This window comes from Clostridium sp. 19966 (assembly GCF_032335695.1).
In the GTDB taxonomy this organism is placed as follows: domain Bacteria; phylum Bacillota; class Clostridia; order Clostridiales; family Clostridiaceae; genus JACTOJ01.
Genome location: NZ_JACTOJ010000006.1, coordinates 192819 through 211755, shown reverse-complemented (window position 1 = coordinate 211755; position 18937 = coordinate 192819). Strand labels below are relative to the sequence as shown.

Sequence of the window (18937 nt, the reverse complement as noted above, 5' to 3'; positions counted from 1 at the left end):
AAATGAAGGAAAAATTGAAGAAAACGGCTATAGCCTTTGCAGCTTCAGTTATAGTATACATTATTTTGTCTATTATAATTGACCAAGAGATAATAAATAATTACACTGCAGGAATAATAAAGCTTATATGTATTAATATTATAATGGCTTTGAGTTTAAATTTGATTACAGGTTTTACAGGGCAGCTCGCTTTAGGGCATGCAGGATTTATGGCAATTGGAGCGTATACTGCAGCTATGTTAACCATGAAAGCTAATTTTCCTTTTCTTTTAGCACTAATCGCTGGAGGCATTTTTACAGCAGTTATAAGCTTTGTAATAGGTGTACCTACACTAAAGCTTAAAGGAGATTATTTAGCTATAACTACTTTAGGATTTTGCCAGATAATTTCTGTAATCATACAAAACATACCAGCTACTGGCGGTGCAGCTGGATTAGTAGGAATACCTCCTAAAGCTTCGCTAGCTTGGGTATATTTTTCAATGGTAGTAACAGCTATAATAATTTATAATGTAGTAAACTCTTCTCAAGGGAGAGCGATGATATCTGTTCGTGAGGATGAAATTGCAGCAGAAGCTATGGGAGTTAATACTACAAAGTATAAGATAATGGCATTTGTAATAGGGGCTTTCTTCGCAGGATTTGCTGGAGGGCTATATGCTCACTATATAATGTTCTTAGATCCAAAACAGTTTGACTTCTTAAAATCAACAGATTATGTGGTTTATGTAGTTTTAGGCGGACTAGGAAATATCCCAGGAAGCATAATTTCAGCTTCAGTGCTTACTTATCTTCCAGAAGGTTTAAGAGGTTTTGGCGATTTTAGAATGGTAGTATATCCAGTACTTCTTATTGTAATAATGTTACTTAATGCTAAAGGACTTTCTCTCAATAAGCTATTAAAAAGAAAAACTTCTGTAAAAGGAGGGAAACCAAATGGCGCTGCTTAAAGCTGATAAACTTACTATAAAATTTGGAGGGCTTACAGCCGTATCGGACTTTTCACTTTCAATAAATGAGCATGAGCTTGTTGGACTTATAGGACCTAATGGTGCTGGAAAGACAACTGTATTCAATATGCTTACAGGAGTATATGCTCCAACCAGTGGTACTATCAATTTTAATGGTGAGAAAATAGAAGGAATAAAACCTTATGAAATAACAAAGAAAAAAATAGCAAGAACTTTTCAGAATATAAGGCTTTTTAAAAAATTAACTGTACTGGAGAATGTAAAAATATCTTTTAATTATAATGTTAAATATAATATTTTTCATTCTATGCTTAGGTTACCTAAGTTTTTTAAAGAAGAGGCAGAAATAGAAGCTAAGGCAATTGAGCTTCTTAAAATATTTAGCTTAGATAGTAAAAAAAATGAGCTTGCAGATAATCTTCCTTATGGAGAACAAAGAAGATTAGAGATTGCAAGAGCGCTCGCAGCTCGGCCAAAACTTTTACTTTTAGATGAACCTGCTGCAGGGATGAACCCCCAGGAAACACAGGAATTAATGGAATTAGTAAAATGGATTAAAGAAAAGTACGAAATTTCTATACTTTTGATTGAACATGATATGAAGTTTGTAATGGGACTTTGTGAAAAAATTGTGGTTTTAGATTATGGAAAGATAATCGCAGAAGGAACTCCTGTGGAAATCAAAAACAATCCTAAGGTTATTGCAGCATATTTGGGAGGAGAGGATTCGGATGCTTAAAATTGAGGGGTTAAATGTTTTTTATGGAGCTATTCATGCACTTAAAGATATAAGCATGGAAGTAAATGAAGGAGAAATCGTTACTTTGATAGGTGCAAATGGGGCTGGAAAAACTTCTACTCTCAGAGCTATATCTGGGCTTGCTCCTATAAAGTCAGGAACTATAGAATTTGAAGGAGTTTCACTTACTAAACTACCAGCACACAAGCTAGTATCTTTAGGAATATCCCATGTACCAGAAGGAAGAAGGGTATTTTCTAAGCTTACTGTTATGGAAAATCTGGAAATGGGAGCTTATTCGAGAAAAGATAAATCGGAAATTGCAAGTGACTATGAAATGGTTTTTGAAAAATTTCCGAGATTAAAGGAAAGAATGAAGCAGCAGGCAGGAACATTAAGCGGTGGAGAACAACAAATGCTAGCTATGGCAAGGGCATTAATGTCAAGGCCTAAGATACTTCTTATGGATGAGCCTTCCATGGGATTGGCACCTCTTGTAGTTAAAGATATTTTTTCTATAATACAGGAGATCAATAAGGCAGGAACTACCGTCTTATTGGTAGAACAAAATGCTCATATGGCTCTTTCTATAGCAAATAAAGCTTATGTAATTGAGACTGGAAATATAGTTAACCAAGGCGACGCAAAAGTTTTATTAAACGATGATTCCATAAAGAAAGCTTACCTAGGAGAATAGTATTTATCTTTATATAGGGCTTTAAGTTAATTTATTAGCTTAGGGCCCTATATTTGTCTCTTAAATTTCTCCAATAAAATTATACATAAAATTAAAAAATATATAAAAAAAGGAGGAATTGTGTTTTGTTTGGAGAATATATATTGCATAGTTACCGATATAGTTTTCTGAAAATTCTGCATTAATAAGGGGGTATTTGATATGGAACAATTAAGATTTAAAAGAAAAATACTTACCATTTTGAAGTTTGGCATCCTTTTTTTATTAATATTTATAATGGCATATGTACATTTATATCAGAAAAATGTTACCTACATTATAAGATCACCCATTGAAATCAAAGCATATACATTAATGTTTTTACATTTTGCTGTATGCATCCTGTATTTATTTTGGATTTTAGAAAGCATTAGGATAAATAAGAATTCAAGGATAAGCAAGCTAAGGTTTACAGTTGAAAGCATGACTTATATTGTAATCAATTTTTTTACTATTTATTTATTTCAATTTTATAAAGAGAATTGTAAATATATATTTTTATTACTAATAGTAATATCTATAATTAAGTATGGCTTAAAAGCCGGAATAATCGATTCTTGCTTGTTTTCTTTTATATTAATAATTGAAGATATAATACATTTTCAAAGTTATGATGCAATATATGAATTTTTAGAACAAGATTTTATCACTGTTATAGTTTATATGTTTATTGCATTAGTTCTAGGGTATTATGTGAATAATGAAAATAAAAAATATAAGGAAAAAGATAAGGAAGTAAATGCTTTAAATAGCGAATTAGCTATGCAAAGCTGCAAAAGGAAAAAAATAGAGATAGCTCTTTTAAAAAATGAAGTATGCTATGATATACTTTTTGAAAACTCCATAAATGCTATTATAATCCATGAAAGCGGAAGAATAATATATGCCAATGAAAGTGCAGCAAAATTATTAGGTTATGAAAGTCATGAAGACCTAAATAAGAAATCTTTATATAACTATTATAATTCGAAAAATATTGAGCATATTAAAACGAAATATGAAAAAATACTTACTTATGGAGTATCTAAGTTTATTGAAGATGAAAAAATATGCAATACTGCTGGAGATATTATTGAGGTGAGAAATACCTCATCCTACTTTACTTACAATGGAAAACCAACTGTATTGACTTTAATTTTGAATATAACCCAGGAAAAAGAATTGGAAAATTTGAAAAAAGATAGAGAAAGAGAATTAAAACTTTACAATGACACCAAAGAATTTAATATAATGATAACTGAATTTTTTACCAATATATCTCATGAACTTAAAACTCCGGTAAATGTCATATACGCTGCAGTGCAGACTATGGAACTATATTTAAAAAATGAGAGTATAGACAAATGCAAATTTTATTTAAAAACTATGAAGCAGAATAGTCTTAGGATGATAAGACTAATAAACAACCTTATGGATATTACAAAGGTGGACTATGGATTTGTTAAGCTTAAAAAGAGTAAAGCAGACATTGTAGAATTGGTAGAAGATATAAGCAATTCAATAATTGATTATATAAAAACAAAAAATATAGAATTGGTATTTGATACAGAGGTAGAAGAAAAAATAATGTCTTTTGATTGTGATAAGATTGAAAGAATAATGTTAAATTTGCTTTCCAATGCATTTAAGTATTCTCCAGCTGGAGGGAAAATATATGTAAATATTTTGGATAATGAGGATAGCATTGAAATTAAGGTTAAAGATGAAGGAATGGGCATACCTCAGGATAAATTGAATCTTCTTTTTAAGCGATTTGGTCAAGTTGACAGGTCTCTTTCAAGAAATTCAGAAGGTACAGGTATAGGCCTTTATTTAGTAAAATCCTTTGCTGAAATGCATGGAGGAAAAGTAACAGTAAGCAGCCAAGAAGGAAAAGGGAGCGAATTTACTGTAACTTTGCCAGTAGTGTTAGAAAGTAATAGTGAGGATATAGATGAGGAGTTATATAAAACAAATGTGGAGAGAATAAATATTGAGTTTTCTGATATATATTCTCTTCAAATATATACCTAACCCTATTGACAAATAAAAGTAAAATATATATTATTAATCTAATGTATGCGCATACTAAAACTAATTAGGATACTAAAGCTTTGAAAAGAAATAGTAGAATCAGTGTAGTTTTACAGAAAGTTTCCGGGTGATGAGAGGAGCAAAATGAACTGATTTGAATACATCTTGGAGCTGAACCCCAAAAGATAACAACCAGTAGGCGGTTTCCCAGTTGCATAGGTTATAATGCAAGGTATTACTAGATGCTTAAATTATTATGCTATCTACGATACTTTATGAGATTATTATTGAGAGATAATGATAAAAAAAGGTGGTAACACGTGGATATACCTTCGTCCTTTCTATGGGGCGAAGGTTTTTTTATTTTATTGTGAGGTGAATTAAATGAAAAATTTATTTGAAACATTGAGAGATAGAGGATATATTTATCAGTCAACTGATGAAGAGAATATAAAAAACACATTGAATGGGGAACCTGTAACATTTTATTTGGGTATAGATCCTACAGCAGATAGTCTTCACATTGGACATTTTTTTGCACTTATGATGTTTAGATATCTTCAAGATGCAGGGCATAGAGGAATACTCGTAGTAGGCGGTGCTACTGCTTTAATAGGAGATCCCACAGGAAAAAGCGATATGAGAAAGATGCTTTCAAAGGAGCAGGTACAGCATAATGTGGAGGAAGTTAAGGATATAGCAAAAAAATTTATAAAGACTGAAGGGGAAAATGCAGCTATAATATTAAGCAATGAAGAATGGATGAAAGGCTATGACTTCATAGATTTTATGAGAGATATAGGAGTACATTTTAATGTGAATAAAATGTTATCCTCAGAAGTATATGACAGCAGGCTTAAAGAAGGAGGATTAACCTTTTTAGAAATGGGATACATGCTTATGCAGTCCTATGACTTTGCAGTTCTAAATAAAAAATATGGATGTACTCTTCAGATTGGCGGTAGTGACCAGTGGGGAAATATAGTAAGCGGAGTAAATTTGATAAGAAAATTAAATTTAATTAATGAAAATGTTGGCAATAATGTATATGGAATAACTTGCCCGCTGCTCACCACAAAAGAAGGAAAGAAAATGGGTAAAACGGAGAATGGAGCACTTTGGGTAGTTAGAGAAAAAACCTCTGTGTTTGATTTTTACCAATACTTTTACAATGTAAATGATGAGGACGTTGAAACTCTTTTAAGGTTATTTACAAGACTTTCGTTAGAAGATATAAAAAATCAGTGTAACAGTGATATAATTAATGCTAAGAAAACCATGGCTTATGAAATAACAAAAATAGTTCATGGTGAAGAGGAAGCTAAAAATGCAAAAGAAGCATCAGAAGCATTATTTAGCAAAAATTCTGTTACAGAGGATGTTCCCACAGCAGAAATTAGTAAAAATGCTTTGGAGGCTGGAATAGCTATAGTGGATTTAATGACTTCTATTAAATTTACAGCTTCAAAGTCTGAAGCTAGAAGACTTATTGATCAAGGCGGAATAAGTGTAAACAATGAAAAAGTAAATGATAGCTCCATGGTGATTGATGAAAAGTTTTTTGAAAAGGGTTATGTGCTTTTGAAAAAAGGGAAAAAGAGCTATATAAAAGTAGTAGTAAAATAAGCATTATAAATATAAGGCGAAGAGGTGTACATTTTTGTTAGACAGAGCTTTAGAGATATTAAAGGAATATTATGGATATAAGGAGTTTCGAGATGCACAAAAGGGTGTGATAGAAAGCGTTTTGGAAGGCAAGGATACTTTAGCGATAATGCCTACTGGAGGGGGAAAATCCATATGCTATCAGGTACCTGCTCTCTTATTTGAGGGAATAACTATAGTTATTTCCCCTCTCATATCCTTGATGAAGGACCAAGTAGACAGCATAAAAGATTTAGGTATTGAAGCTGCTTACATAAATAGTACTTTATCCTCTGAGGAGATTCGGGTTAATATTGAAAATTTAAAGCAGGGGAATATAAAACTCTTATATCTTGCACCAGAGAGACTTGAATCTCTAGAGTTCTGTAATATGCTGCAAAGTTTAAAAATAGCTCAAGTGGCAGTGGATGAAGCTCATTGCATATCACAGTGGGGACATGATTTTAGAACAAGTTACAGATATATAAGCAAATTTATAAATCAACTTACTGAAAAGCCTATAGTATCAGCTTTTACAGCCACAGCTACAGAGGAAGTCAGGGAAGACATTATAAATCTCATGGGACTTAAAAATCCCAACATATATGTTTCAGGTTTTGATAGAAAAAATCTTAAACTTACAGTGCTAAAGGGCGCAGATAGATTAAATTATATTTTAAGCTATATAAAAGAAAATATAGATCAGTCAGGTATCATATATGTAGCTACAAGAAAAGAAGCAGATAATTTGTATGAAAAATTATCAGATAAAAACATATCTGTAGCAAGATATCACGCAGGACTTTCTGATGAAGAAAGAAGAAAGAATCAGGAAAATTTTGTATATGATAGAACTAATATAATGATAGCTACTAATGCTTTTGGAATGGGTATAGATAAATCTAATGTAAGGTTTGTTATTCATTACAACATGCCTAAAAATATAGAAAGCTACTATCAGGAAATAGGCAGAGCTGGCAGAGATGGAGAAAATAGCGAATGTATCTTGCTATTCGCACCTCAGGATGTAATGACACAGAAGTACTTAATAGAAGTAGGTACACAGAATCAAGAAAGAAAAATTAATGAATATAAGAAGCTTCAAAATATGCTGGATTTTGTACATCATAATGGCTGCCTAAGAAAATTTATTTTAAACTATTTTGGTGAGAATGTTGCTTATGAGGAATGCAATAATTGCAGTAATTGCCTCATCGAAGGAGAGCTGATAGATAAAACTGTAGATGCTCAGAAGGTTCTATCCTGCGTATACAGAATGAAAAGGGACTTTGGTATAACTACCATAGTTGATGTGCTTCGAGGTTCTTCCCAGAAAAAAATACTTCAATACAAATTTAATGAATTATCCACCTATGGTATTATGAAGGATTATTCAAAAGACAAATTGTCTAATTTTATTAATACTCTCATTTCTCATGGATATATCTCTTTAAAAGATGGAGAGTTTCCCACAGTGATTTTAAATAATAATTCTGTTAAGATACTAAAAGGAGAAGAAAAGGTGGTTTTTAAAGAGGCTGTTAAAGCTAAGAAAATTACTCAGAACAATGATCTTTTTGAGCGCCTAAGAGCCTTAAGAAAAGAAATTTCATCAAAGGAAGGCGTGCCTCCTTATTTTATATTTCAAGATAATACTCTAAAAGAAATGAGTAATGAATATCCTTCCAATACTGAGGAATTGCTTGGCATATCAGGAGTGGGAAAAGTAAAATGCGAAAAATACGGAGAGGCATTTTTACAAGTTATAAAAGAATACCTGGCTGAAGGTAAAGAATAGCCAGCTTTACTAAAACATCGCTACCGCACTAAAGGAATGTTTTAAATCAGTGTAAAAATCAACACTGATTTAAAGCAGAACCAAATAATAAATAAAATTAAGGAAGTGAATTAGAGTGCTAATTAAAAATGGAAAAATATTTACTATGGCTGGAGAAAATTATGATAATGGACAAGTACTTATAAGAGATGGAAAAATAATAGAAGTAGGAGAAAAAATTAATGCACCGGAAAAGGAGGAAGTTATTGATGTTCACGGAGCTTGGGTGCTTCCTGGGATAATAGATGCTCACTGCCATTTAGGCATGGAAGAGGAAGGAATGGGTTTTGAAGGCGATGATGTAAATGAAAGAGTTGACCCTATTACTCCTCACTTGAGAGCTATAGATGCTATAAATCCTATGGATGAAGCTTTCTATAGCGCAGTAAAGGGTGGGATAACCTGTGTCATGACAGGACCCGGAAGTGCTAATGTTATAGGAGGACAATTCGCGGTAATAAAAACTCATGGAATAGCTATAGATGATATGGTGGTTTTGGCACCTGCAGCTATAAAAATAGCTTTTGGTGAAAATCCTAAAAGAGTATATGGAAATAAAGGTAAAACGCCCTGTACTCGTATGGGAACAGCTGGCTTGCTTAGACAAACTTTAACGGAAGCGGTAAATTATAAAAATAAAAAAGAAAAAGCAGAGGCTAAGGGCGAGTATTTTGAAACAAATATAAAAATGGAAGCATTAATTCCAGTGTTAGAGAGAAAAATACCGCTTAAAGCACATGCGCATAGAGCTGATGATATATTGACCGCTCTTAGGATAGCTAAAGAATTCAACTTGAAGATTACTCTTGATCACTGTACAGAAGGACATCTTATCGCAGATCATATAAAAAGAGCAGGGGTTCCTGCCATAATTGGACCAACAATGACCTTTAAAACTAAAGTAGAGGTTAAAAATAAGACCTTTAAAACCGTTAAAGAATTGCAGGATAAAGGAATAAAGGTAGCTATTATGACGGATCATCCAGTAATTCAGCAGCATTATCTTCCTATTTGTGCAGGGCTTGCGGTAAAGGAAGGCTTGGATATTGAAGATGGCTTGAAAGCCATCACAATAAATGCTGCTGAAATAGCAGGAGTAAGCGATAGAGTTGGAAGCTTGGAACCTGGAAAAGATGCGGATTTGGCTATATTCACAGGAAATCCTATGGAGACACTAACTAAAACTCTATATACAATAATTGACGGCAAGATAGTTTATAGTTATAAATAGGTAAGAAGTAATAAGTAAGATTTTCACTTAAACTTTTGATTTTTCATTCTTACTTATTATTTGTAAATTATGTGTTGACTATAAACATGTAACATGGTAATATACACAATAAAGGGGAGTAGCTTACAAGCTATAAAGCCAACAACCGGCGAGTGCCTGGCTTTATACTCCAGAGAGAAAGCAAGACCTTTAACCTAGTTCATTTTAAGAGCTAAGTTAAAGGTCTTGCTTTTATTTTTGGCTCTGTTTCAAAAAAATGTAAAAATCAACACTGATTTAAAACAGAGCCTTATCTTTAAAAGAATATTTATTTTGAAAGGAGTTTTTACATTGACAACAAAAAAAGCTTTAAAATGGGTAGGATTTTGGATATTGTTAGCATTGATCTTTAATGCGGGTATATATCTGTTTTTAGGTCCTCAAAAAGCAACAGAATTTTTAGGAGGGTATATAATTGAGCAAAGTCTTAGTATAGACAACCTGTTTTTGTTTATAATAGTTTTCTCTAGCTTTGGAATTCCATCGAAATATCAGAGAAGAATATTAAATTATGGTATATTTGGAGCTATAATTCTTAGACTTATATTCGTATTGCTTGGGGTTACCATTGTTAATATGTTTCATTGGATATTATATATTTTTGGCATAATCCTTATAATAAGCGGAATAAAGATGATGGTGAAGAAAGAGGAAGTCAGTCATTTTGAAGACAGCAAAATTATTAAGCTTTTGGGTAAAATAATTCCTATAACCAAGGAGTTTCATGGTGAGAAATTTTTTATACGAAAAGATAAAGTCCTTTATGCTACACCGCTTTTCGCCATATTAATACTTATAGAATTTACAGATATATTATTTGCTATAGATTCCATACCTGCAATTTTTTCTATAACTACAGATGCATTTATTGTTTATACTTCTAACATATTTGCCATAATGGGGTTAAGAAGTATGTATTTTGTGTTAGGAAGCTTACAGGAAAAATTTAAATATGTTAAATATGGAGTGGCTTTAATACTTACCTTTACTGGAGTAAAGCTAGCATTGTTGTTTTTCCATGTTGAGATTCCAATACTTATTTCATTAATAGTCATATTTGCTATATTAATAGGAAGTATACTTGCATCTTTAGCCATAAGTAACTATGAAAGAGAAGAAAAGAAGGTAGTGTAACGAAAAAAAATAAGTTTAAAAAGGTTCTTGTTAAAAATTGCATAAATAAATTTTCATATGTTATAATAATCCATGAAAAAACTTCTTAAGGAGAATAAGAAAAGATATGGGAAATTTACTTTATCCAATTAAAATCAAAGGAAAATACGGGTATATAGATGAAGAAGGAAATATAAGAGTAGAATGCAAATATGATTTTACAGATGACTTTTATGAAGGCTATTCTATAGTTGCAGTGGGAGATAAATACGGAATTATAGACTTGGAAGGAAATGAAGTTATAGCTATTGAATATGATGACATTTATAATTTCAGTGATGGAATCGCAATTTTTGAAGCTGAAGGTAAGAGAGGTTATGTAGAAAAAAATGGAAAGATTATTGCAGAAGCTAAATATGATGATGCAATAGGTTTTTCAGAAGGTTTAGCAGCTGTTAAAAAAGGATATAATTGGGGATACATAGATAAAAGCGGTAATGAAGTGATAGAACCTCAATTTTTAGATGCTGCGGATTTTAATGAAGGTATTGCACTAGTTCAATATGGAGGCAAAATCGGATATATTGATAAGCAAGGAAAATTCATAATAGAACCTAAATATTCTTATGCAAATAATTTTTCAGAAGGGTTAGCATCCGTTTTAAATAATAAATATGGATATATAGATCTTAAGGGAAGTATGATTATTAAACCAGCTTATGATTCAGCAGGATTATTTAATGAAGGGCTTGCAGCAGTAGAGATAAATGAGAAATATGGTTTTATTGATAAAAATGGAGAATTAGTTATAGCTTTAAAATATGATTGGGTAGATGACTTCAATGGCGGATTGGCAACTGTAGCTGTAGGAGATAAATATGGTTTTATTGACAAAGAAGGTAAAGAAGTTATAAAGGTAGTTTATGATAACGTAGGTAACTTAAGCAATGGACTTATAGCAGTCCAAATAGAAGATAAATTTGGTTTTATGAATGAAAAAGGTGAAATAGTGATAAAACCTGCCTTTGAAGAAGCTTTTGATTTTCAGGGGGATTTAGCAAAAGTATATTTTGAAAAAAGAGAAAGATATATAAACAAAAAGGGTGAGTTTATAAATCCAAAATCAAATTCCTGACTTATGCAATTTCCAAGATAAAAAGCATATAATGAACTATAATAATGAATTTGGAAGGATATTATGTTAGATATAATAGTACAATATATTCTAATTCTTGTTATGGTTTTATGTGTTGGATATTTAATATACTTTTTAAAAGAAAAAGGCATAATACGTCACAATGATTATTATGGCATAACATACACTATACTGGCGCAGCTTGAGAATCATGAAGCCTCCCAGGAGTATGTGAAAAAAGTATTGAATGCGGTGGGTAAAGCTGTAGAGTTTGTGGAAATTAACTATAAAGATTATCCTAATGAGGAAAAAGAAGAGAGAGCTTTGGTTTTATCTAAGGAATTGATACGAGAGCTTGAGCTGGATAGTCAGATAGGAGAAAAGCCTATTCGTTATATAATCAGGCTTGCTTGTGGCTTGAGAGGAAAATATTAAATAGTCTGAAATCGATAAATTGTAAGCAATGTAGAAAAGTTATTCTAAGGAATAACTTTTCCTATTTTTGTAACTTTCTTTCGTGAGTATTGACATTATTCTATTTATCTGTAATTATAGATTTTATGATGAGTATGTGACAATAAGCGCATGCTTATGTTTTGGCGGAATTATTATAGATGTTGCTATGGAGGAAAAGATGATTAACGAGAACATTGAAAATAAAAGTTATGATGTTACCGACCTAACTTCTCTAGAGAAGCTTGAACCGGTAAGAATAAGACCAGGAATGTACATAGGCTCCACAGGAACTAAAGGACTGCATCATTGCATATGGGAAATACTTGATAATGCAATAGATGAAATTTCTAATGGCTTTGGTGATAGAGCTTATGTAATATTAAACAAAGATAAAAGCGTAACTGTTAAAGATAATGGAAGAGGAATTCCAACAGGGATACATCCTGTTAAGAAGAAATCTGGAGTAGAGATGGTGTACACTGAACTTCATACTGGAGGAAAATTCGATAATAAGAATTATAAAACTTCAGGAGGACTTCATGGAGTTGGAGCTTCAGTAGTTAATGCACTATCTAAGTGGCTTGAAGTAGAGGTATGTCAGAACGGAAAAATTTACAGGCAGAGATTTGAATATGCATTTGACAAATCAATGAAAAAAATTATGCCAGGTACTCCTGTAACAAAGCTTGAGGTTATAGGTAACAGCGACGAAACTGGTACAAAGGTAACCTTCATGCCTGATAAAGATATTTTTACATCTACAGAATTTAAGTCTGATACAATAGATGAAAGATTGCAGGAACTTGCCTTTCAAAATAAGGGAATAACCCTTGTTTTTATAGATGATAGAGGAGAAGAAACTATTCAGAAGGAGTATCATTCTCAGAGGGGCTTATTAGATTTTATAGATTATTTAAATGAAAGTAAGACTCCTCTTCATGAAGTACCTATCTTATTTGATGGAGAAAAAAATATCAATGGAATAGATATGTACGGAGAAGTGTGCATTCAGTTCACAGATTCCACTACTGAATATATAGCAAGTTATGTAAATAATATTCCTACTACTGAAGCAGGAACTCATGAAGCTGGCTTTAAAACGGGTATGACCAGAACTTTTAAGGAATGGGCAAAAAAACTCAATATACTAAAAGATAAGGATAAAGAATTTGAAGGTGACGATTTAAGAGAGGGAATGACAGCTATAGTTAGAATAAAGCTTTCAAATCCTATGTTCGAAGGGCAGACTAAGACCAAGCTTGGTAATAATGAAGCTTATACCATGATGAATGAACTTTGCTATATTAAGTTCTCAGAGTGGATAGAAGATAATAAAGAAGTTGCTACTACTATAATATCTAATGCTGTTGACGCAGCTGCCAGAAGAGAAAAGATTAAAAAAATTAATGATGCGGAAAGAAAAAAAATAGGTAAGGGAACGGCTCCCTTAGCTGGAAAAATAGCAGTATGCACCTTTAAGGAAGCTGAGGTAAATGAATTTATAATCGTAGAGGGAGATTCAGCTGGAGGAAGTGCTAAACAAGCTAGGGACAGACGTTTCCAAACTATAATGCCCTCAAAAGGTAAAATAATGAACACGGAAAAACAGAAGCTTGAAAATGTGCTTTCCAGCGAGGAACTTAAAATTTTTAATACTGCTGTAGGAACTGGTGTGCTGGATAATTATAATGAAAAAGATTTAAAATATCATAAAATTATAATATTAAGCGATGCGGATGTGGACGGATACCATATAAGAACCCTGTGGATGACTTATGTTTATAGATATATGAGACCTCTAATAGCAAATGGTCATTTATTTATAGCTCTTCCTCCTTTGTACAAAGTATATAAGCAAGGGAAAAAAGGAGAAATAATAAAATACGCTTATAGCGATGAAGATTTAGAAGCAGCTAAAAAAGAAGTTGGGAAAGGAGCACTTATCCAAAGATATAAAGGACTTGGAGAGATGAACCCTGATCAGCTTTGGGAAACCACTCTAAATCCGGAATGCAGAACTCTTCAGCAGGTTACTATAGAAGATGCTTCAAAGGCAGAAAAGATGGTTTCTCTGCTTATGGGAGATGTGGTGGAACCTAGAAAAAATTATATGTATAAGTACGCTGAGTTTTAAATTGGAGGTAAATTGTGGCGAAGAAGATAGAAAAGATACCTAAGGATAATAATATTATAAGAATACCTATAGAAGAAGCTATGCCTGAAAACTATCTGCCCTATGCGGTAGAAGTTGCTAAGGAAAGAGCACTTCCAGATGTTAGGGACGGTCTGAAGCCTGTTCATAGAAGAATAATATATGGAGCATATATGCTTAGAGCTTTTCCAGACAGACCTTACTATAAATCAGCTAGAATAGTGGGAGATATACTTGGTAAATATCATCCTCATGGAGATGCCTCTGTTTATGATTCCATGGTAATACTTGCACAAAATTTCACCACTAGGAATCCCCTTATAGACGGACATGGAAACTGGGGGTCCATAGATGGTGACAGCGCTGCAGCAATGCGTTATACGGAAGCAAGACTCACACCTATTGCCTTGGAAATGATAAGGGATATAGATAAAGATGTAGTAAATATGGTGCCAAATTATTCTGAAACAGAAGATGAGCCAAGTGTGCTTCCAAGCCGCTATCCTAATATATTGGTAAATGGAGCTTTTGGTATAGCAGTAGGATTGGCTACTAATATACCACCCCATAATTTAAGAGAAGTAATAGAAGCTTTGCTTCATTATATAGATAACAAGGACATGACTACTAAGGAGCTTATGAACTATGTTAAAGGACCGGATCTTCCTACAGGAGGAATACTCATTGGAAGAAAATCCATGCTTAATGCTTATGAGAGCGGAGAAGGTAAAGTAACTTTAAGAGCAAAAACTTCTATTGAAAAGCTGGAAACAGGAAGATTAGGTATAGTTATCACTGAGTTTCCTTATAGAAAAAATAAAGCCAAACTATTGCAGAGCATATCTGAGATGACTGGAGATAAAAAGCATTCAAAAGCTCTAGAAGGTATAATGGACATAAGAGATGAGTCTGATAGAAATGGTATAAGGGCTGTAATCGAATTTAAGAAAAGTATAGATTATGATGCAGCAGATAAGGTGCTTAAATATCTTTACAAGAAGACGGATCTGCAAAGCAATATCAATTTCAATATGGTGGCTTTAGCGGATGGAAAGCCTCAGACCATGGGGCTTAAAACTATATTATATCATTATCTAAACCATCAAAAAGAGATAGTTACAAGAAGAACTCAAAAGGAATTAGTTATAGCAGCTAAAAGATTTCACATAGTTGAAGGCTTCATTAAAGCTATAGACATCTTAGATGCCATAATAGAAACTATAAGAGCATCAAAATCTAAAAAAGATGCAGGAGAAAATTTAGTGTCAAAATTCGGCTTTACTGAAATTCAGGCAGAAGCGATATTAGAATTGATGCTTTATAGGCTTACAGGCTTAGAAATAAAGGTTTTTGAAAAAGAATACAAAGAATTAGAAAAGTTGATTGCTAAGCTTAAGAAAGTTTTAGGCAACGAAAAAGAATTATTAAAGGTTATAAAAAATGAGCTTCAGGAAATTTCAGATAAATATGGTGATGATAGAAGAACTGAGATAGTAGAAGATGATGCTGAAGCTAAGATTGATATTGAAGAGATTCTAGTTGTAGAGGACATAATAGTAACTTTATCTAAGGAAGGATATATAAAACGAGTTCCTCTAAAATCTTATACTAGATCTGTTACCAATGTGGAGGATATAGAATATAGAGAAGGGGACTCCATAAAGCAGCTTTTCTCATCTAACACTAGAGATACTATAATGTTTTTTACCAGCAGCGGTAATATGTATCAAGTAAAAGGCATAGATATACCCGAATATAAATGGAAAGAAAAAGGCGATAAGCTGGATAATATAATTAGAGGATTAAACTTAGAGAATGAAAATATAGTAGCAGCCTATAGTGTACCAGCCGCAGAGAGCAAAGAAAGCTTTGTATTTGTAACTAGTGCAGGACTTGTAAAGAAAACTTCTTTAGATAAATTTGCAACAAATTATAGTAAAATTATGGCTCTCAAGCTTAGAGATGGTGAAAAGCTTATATTTACAGAAAAAATCTCATCTGAGCGAAAAGATATTTCTATTAATTGTACTACAGAAAAAGGATTAGTATTTGCAGTGAAGCGCAGCGGGCTTGAGAATTCGGACAGAAGTGTTCTTGGCATAAGTGCAGCAGTTTTAGGAGATATGGACAAAATAGTTTCTGTAGAAATCACAGATAAAGAATCAAATAATCATTTTAAAATAGGACTTAGCTCCTCAGGAGATATAAGAATTTTAAAAGATGGCAGAAGTAAAGCTGAGTTTGAAATAAGCACAAATTCTAAGGAAGAGCTTCTTATATTAACAAATAAGGGAATCGCTTATAAGCTTCCAGCTTATTTATTTGAAAATGTGGAGGGAAGTATAAAACTAGGAGAGTTACTTCAAGGCTTTAGTGAAAATGACGCTAAAATATTAGAGGCTGCCGCTGTAAAAGAATATTCTGATAAATATTATATGATGTTTATGACTAAGAACGGAATGATTAAGAAAACTTCCTTAAAGGACTTTGAAGGAGCCTATATAAATACTCAAGCTTATAAATTTAAAGGCGAGGACGAATTGGTCGCAATAAAACTTTCATCCGCAGAAAATCATAGTGTAATTATGGTAACCAAAAAAGCTATGTGCATAAGATTTGATGCAGAAGCTGTAAGTATCATGGGTAAAGTGGCTTCCGGAGTAACTGGCATAAGCCTTAAAGAAGATGATGCAGTAGTATATTCAGATGTTATGGAAAATTCTGCTTTGGAAAAGGGCATAATAAAATTAACTTCAAGCAAAAGTATAGAAAAGGATGTTAATCTATCTGAAATAAGACTCCAAAACAGAGCTGGAAGAGGAAACAGCATAGTGCTTATAGTATTTGACGATTATATTAAAGATGTTAAAATTGTATGAAATAATCAGTGATATTATTGAAGATAGATAGAAATGAGACTATAATATGAGGGAATCGGTGACGAGCCGATTCCTATTTAAAATTTACATCAAAACGTTTTCAAGACTTTTAATTGGGGAGTGATTTTGTGAATAAAGTATTATTGTTTTTAGTGGATGGCTTTGAAGAAATAGAAGCCCTTACTATAGTTGATGTTTTAAGAAGAGCAAATGTTCAATGCGATATATGCTGTGTTAAAGATTATGAAGTTACAGGCTCTCACGGCATTGCGGTAAAAGCAGATATAAATATAGATGAAATAGATGAAAGAGAGTATAATGGAGTTATACTTCCGGGCGGTCCTGGAACTGAAAACCTAAAAAATAACATAAGAATCGTAAATCTAGTTAAGGATTTTTACATGAGCGGCAGACTGACAGCAGCTTTGTGTGCAGCACCTCAAGTATTAGCAGAGGCCGGTATAGTAGATGGAAAAAACATAACCTCCTATCCAGCAGTAAAAGAAAGGCTTAAAAATTGTATTTATCAAGAAGAAGTTGTGGTGCAGGACGGCAATATCATTACAAGCAGAGGTCCAGCAACCAGCCTTCCTTTTGCCTATGCTATTTTAGATTATCTTGGAGAAGGAGAAAAAGCAGAAGAGCTTAAAGAAGGAATGATGTATAATTTTTTAAAGCAGAATATTCAATAAAGCAATAAAAAATATAAAAACTTTGATATAATAAAAGCGGATACATAGTTTAGCTAGCTATAAATCCGCTTTTTATTTTTATTAGAAATGGGGACTTTTATGGAGTGTTGCTTTTTAGATAATGGAATTAAATTTATATATATGCACAGAGATACAGAACTTTCTTCCTTTTGCATAGGGTATAATGCTGGTGCCTTGGAAGAAAAGGATTATGAGTTAGGTACAGCCCACGCAGTAGAACACATGCTGTTTAAAGGAACTAAAAAGAGAGATGAGCAGCAGATAAATGAGGAGTTTGATAGATTATTTGCCTTTAATAATGCTATGACTAACTATCCTTATGTAATATATTATGGCACATTAAGAAGCAGGGATTTTGCTGCAGGCTTTGAACTCTACAGCGATATATTGCTCAATGCTGATTTTAAGGCAAAAGGCTTTGAGGAAGAGATGGATGTAATAAGGCAAGAGCTTGTGGATTGGGAAGAAGACTATAATCAGGTATGTGAAGATGAATTATTTTATAATTCTTATAAAATGAGAAGAATAAAAGAGAAAATAATAGGAACTAAAGAATCAATTGATAAAATAAGTTTATCTTCAATGGAAGAATATTACAATAGATATTATTGTCCAGGAAATTGTGTTGTAAGTGTAGTTTCCTCTCTTGAATTTAATGAATGCTATAATGTGGTAAATAAAATTTTTGGAAGCTGGGGAAGACCCTTTAAAGGAATATACCCATTGCAGGAAGAAAAAAATATACCAGGTATATATAGCAAAGGTAAAGGGATACAGGGAGCTAAGATTAAATATATATTCGATATACATAATTTAAATCCAAAAGAGCTTTGTGCATTACACATATTCAATATGATCTTTGGAGAAGGGGTAAGCTCTATGCTCTATGATGAGGTGAGAACTAAAAAAGGAATGGCTTATGAAGTAGGAAGCCGAATTAAAAATGAGCGAGGGATAAAATTATTTTCTATAGATGTAAGCACTTCCAAGGAAAACTTGAATCAGTGCCTAAAAAGCATAGATGAATGCATAGAAAAAGCTAAGAATATGTTTTTTGAAGATAACAGAATAGCTGATACCAAAAATAGACTTCTATTAAAGAATCTATTAACTGAAGAAAGATCAGTGGAGCTCTGTAAAAAAGTAACAACTTATGAACTTATGTATGGAGATTTTAATGTTTTTAAGGAAGAGTTCAATTACAATGTTACTGGAGAAGATATAAAAAATGTGATAAACACAGTATTGCAAAAACCATCAATACAATTGATATTATAGG

13 protein-coding genes, 1 pseudogene and 1 other annotated feature are annotated in these 18937 nt (G+C 32.5%); all 14 genes and pseudogenes read left to right on the top strand.

Annotated elements, in window-relative coordinates; all coding sequences use genetic code 11:
- Window positions 1-2 precede the first annotated feature (2 nt).
- The 14 genes and pseudogenes from IAI10_RS08595 (at window position 3) to IAI10_RS08530 (ending at window position 18936) form a co-directional block, all read left to right on the top strand.
- On the top strand, window positions 3-950 hold the full coding sequence (locus IAI10_RS08595) for a branched-chain amino acid ABC transporter permease (protein ID WP_315672893.1): 948 nt from the start codon (window positions 3-5) through the stop codon (window positions 948-950).
- Complete coding sequence (locus tag IAI10_RS08590; protein WP_315672892.1) at window positions 937-1710, top strand: ABC transporter ATP-binding protein; 774 nt, start codon at window positions 937-939, stop codon at window positions 1708-1710. Before IAI10_RS08595 ends, IAI10_RS08590 begins: the two co-directional genes overlap by 14 nt.
- On the top strand, window positions 1703-2407 hold the full coding sequence (locus tag IAI10_RS08585; RefSeq protein WP_315672891.1) for an ABC transporter ATP-binding protein: 705 nt from the start codon (window positions 1703-1705) through the stop codon (window positions 2405-2407). The genes IAI10_RS08590 and IAI10_RS08585 overlap by 8 nt, the downstream gene beginning before the upstream one ends.
- A gap of 201 nt (window positions 2408-2608) precedes the next feature.
- Entirely contained in the window at window positions 2609-4459 is a 1851-nt protein-coding gene (locus IAI10_RS08580; RefSeq protein ID WP_315672890.1) for a PAS domain-containing sensor histidine kinase, read from the top strand.
- A gap of 71 nt (window positions 4460-4530) precedes the next feature.
- Window positions 4531-4802: a binding site (T-box leader), on the top strand.
- Window positions 4803-4843: 41 nt separating this feature from the next.
- Window positions 4844-6085 (top strand): tyrosine--tRNA ligase, encoded by a 1242-nt coding sequence (tyrS, locus tag IAI10_RS08575; RefSeq protein WP_315672889.1) that lies wholly within the window; start codon window positions 4844-4846, stop codon window positions 6083-6085.
- 34 nt (window positions 6086-6119) lie between these two features.
- Window positions 6120-7883 (top strand): annotated as a pseudogene (gene recQ, locus IAI10_RS08570) (DNA helicase RecQ); the annotation flags it as partial.
- A 133-nt stretch (window positions 7884-8016) separates the two neighbouring features.
- Window positions 8017-9171: an amidohydrolase gene (locus tag IAI10_RS08565; protein ID WP_315672888.1), complete on the top strand. Its 1155-nt coding sequence runs from the start codon at window positions 8017-8019 to the stop codon at window positions 9169-9171.
- Between the two features lie 330 nt (window positions 9172-9501).
- Window positions 9502-10344: a TerC/Alx family metal homeostasis membrane protein gene (locus IAI10_RS08560; RefSeq protein ID WP_315672887.1), complete on the top strand. Its 843-nt coding sequence runs from the start codon at window positions 9502-9504 to the stop codon at window positions 10342-10344.
- Window positions 10345-10450: 106 nt separating this feature from the next.
- Window positions 10451-11458, top strand: coding sequence for a WG repeat-containing protein (locus IAI10_RS08555; RefSeq protein WP_315672886.1), 1008 nt, complete (start codon window positions 10451-10453; stop codon window positions 11456-11458).
- A 63-nt stretch (window positions 11459-11521) separates the two neighbouring features.
- Window positions 11522-11893: a hypothetical protein gene (locus IAI10_RS08550; RefSeq protein ID WP_315672885.1), complete on the top strand. Its 372-nt coding sequence runs from the start codon at window positions 11522-11524 to the stop codon at window positions 11891-11893.
- Between the two features lie 199 nt (window positions 11894-12092).
- Entirely contained in the window at window positions 12093-14048 is a 1956-nt protein-coding gene (locus IAI10_RS08545; protein WP_315672884.1) for a DNA topoisomerase IV subunit B, read from the top strand.
- A 14-nt stretch (window positions 14049-14062) separates the two neighbouring features.
- A complete protein-coding gene (locus IAI10_RS08540; RefSeq protein WP_315672883.1) occupies window positions 14063-16945 on the top strand; it encodes a DNA topoisomerase IV subunit A in 2883 nt (960 codons plus the stop codon).
- A 128-nt stretch (window positions 16946-17073) separates the two neighbouring features.
- Window positions 17074-17637 (top strand): DJ-1 family glyoxalase III, encoded by a 564-nt coding sequence (locus IAI10_RS08535; protein ID WP_315672882.1) that lies wholly within the window; start codon window positions 17074-17076, stop codon window positions 17635-17637.
- Between the two features lie 99 nt (window positions 17638-17736).
- Window positions 17737-18936, top strand: a complete 1200-nt coding sequence (locus IAI10_RS08530; protein WP_315672881.1) for a pitrilysin family protein — start codon at window positions 17737-17739, stop codon at window positions 18934-18936.
- The last annotated feature ends 1 nt before the right edge of the window (window position 18937 follow it).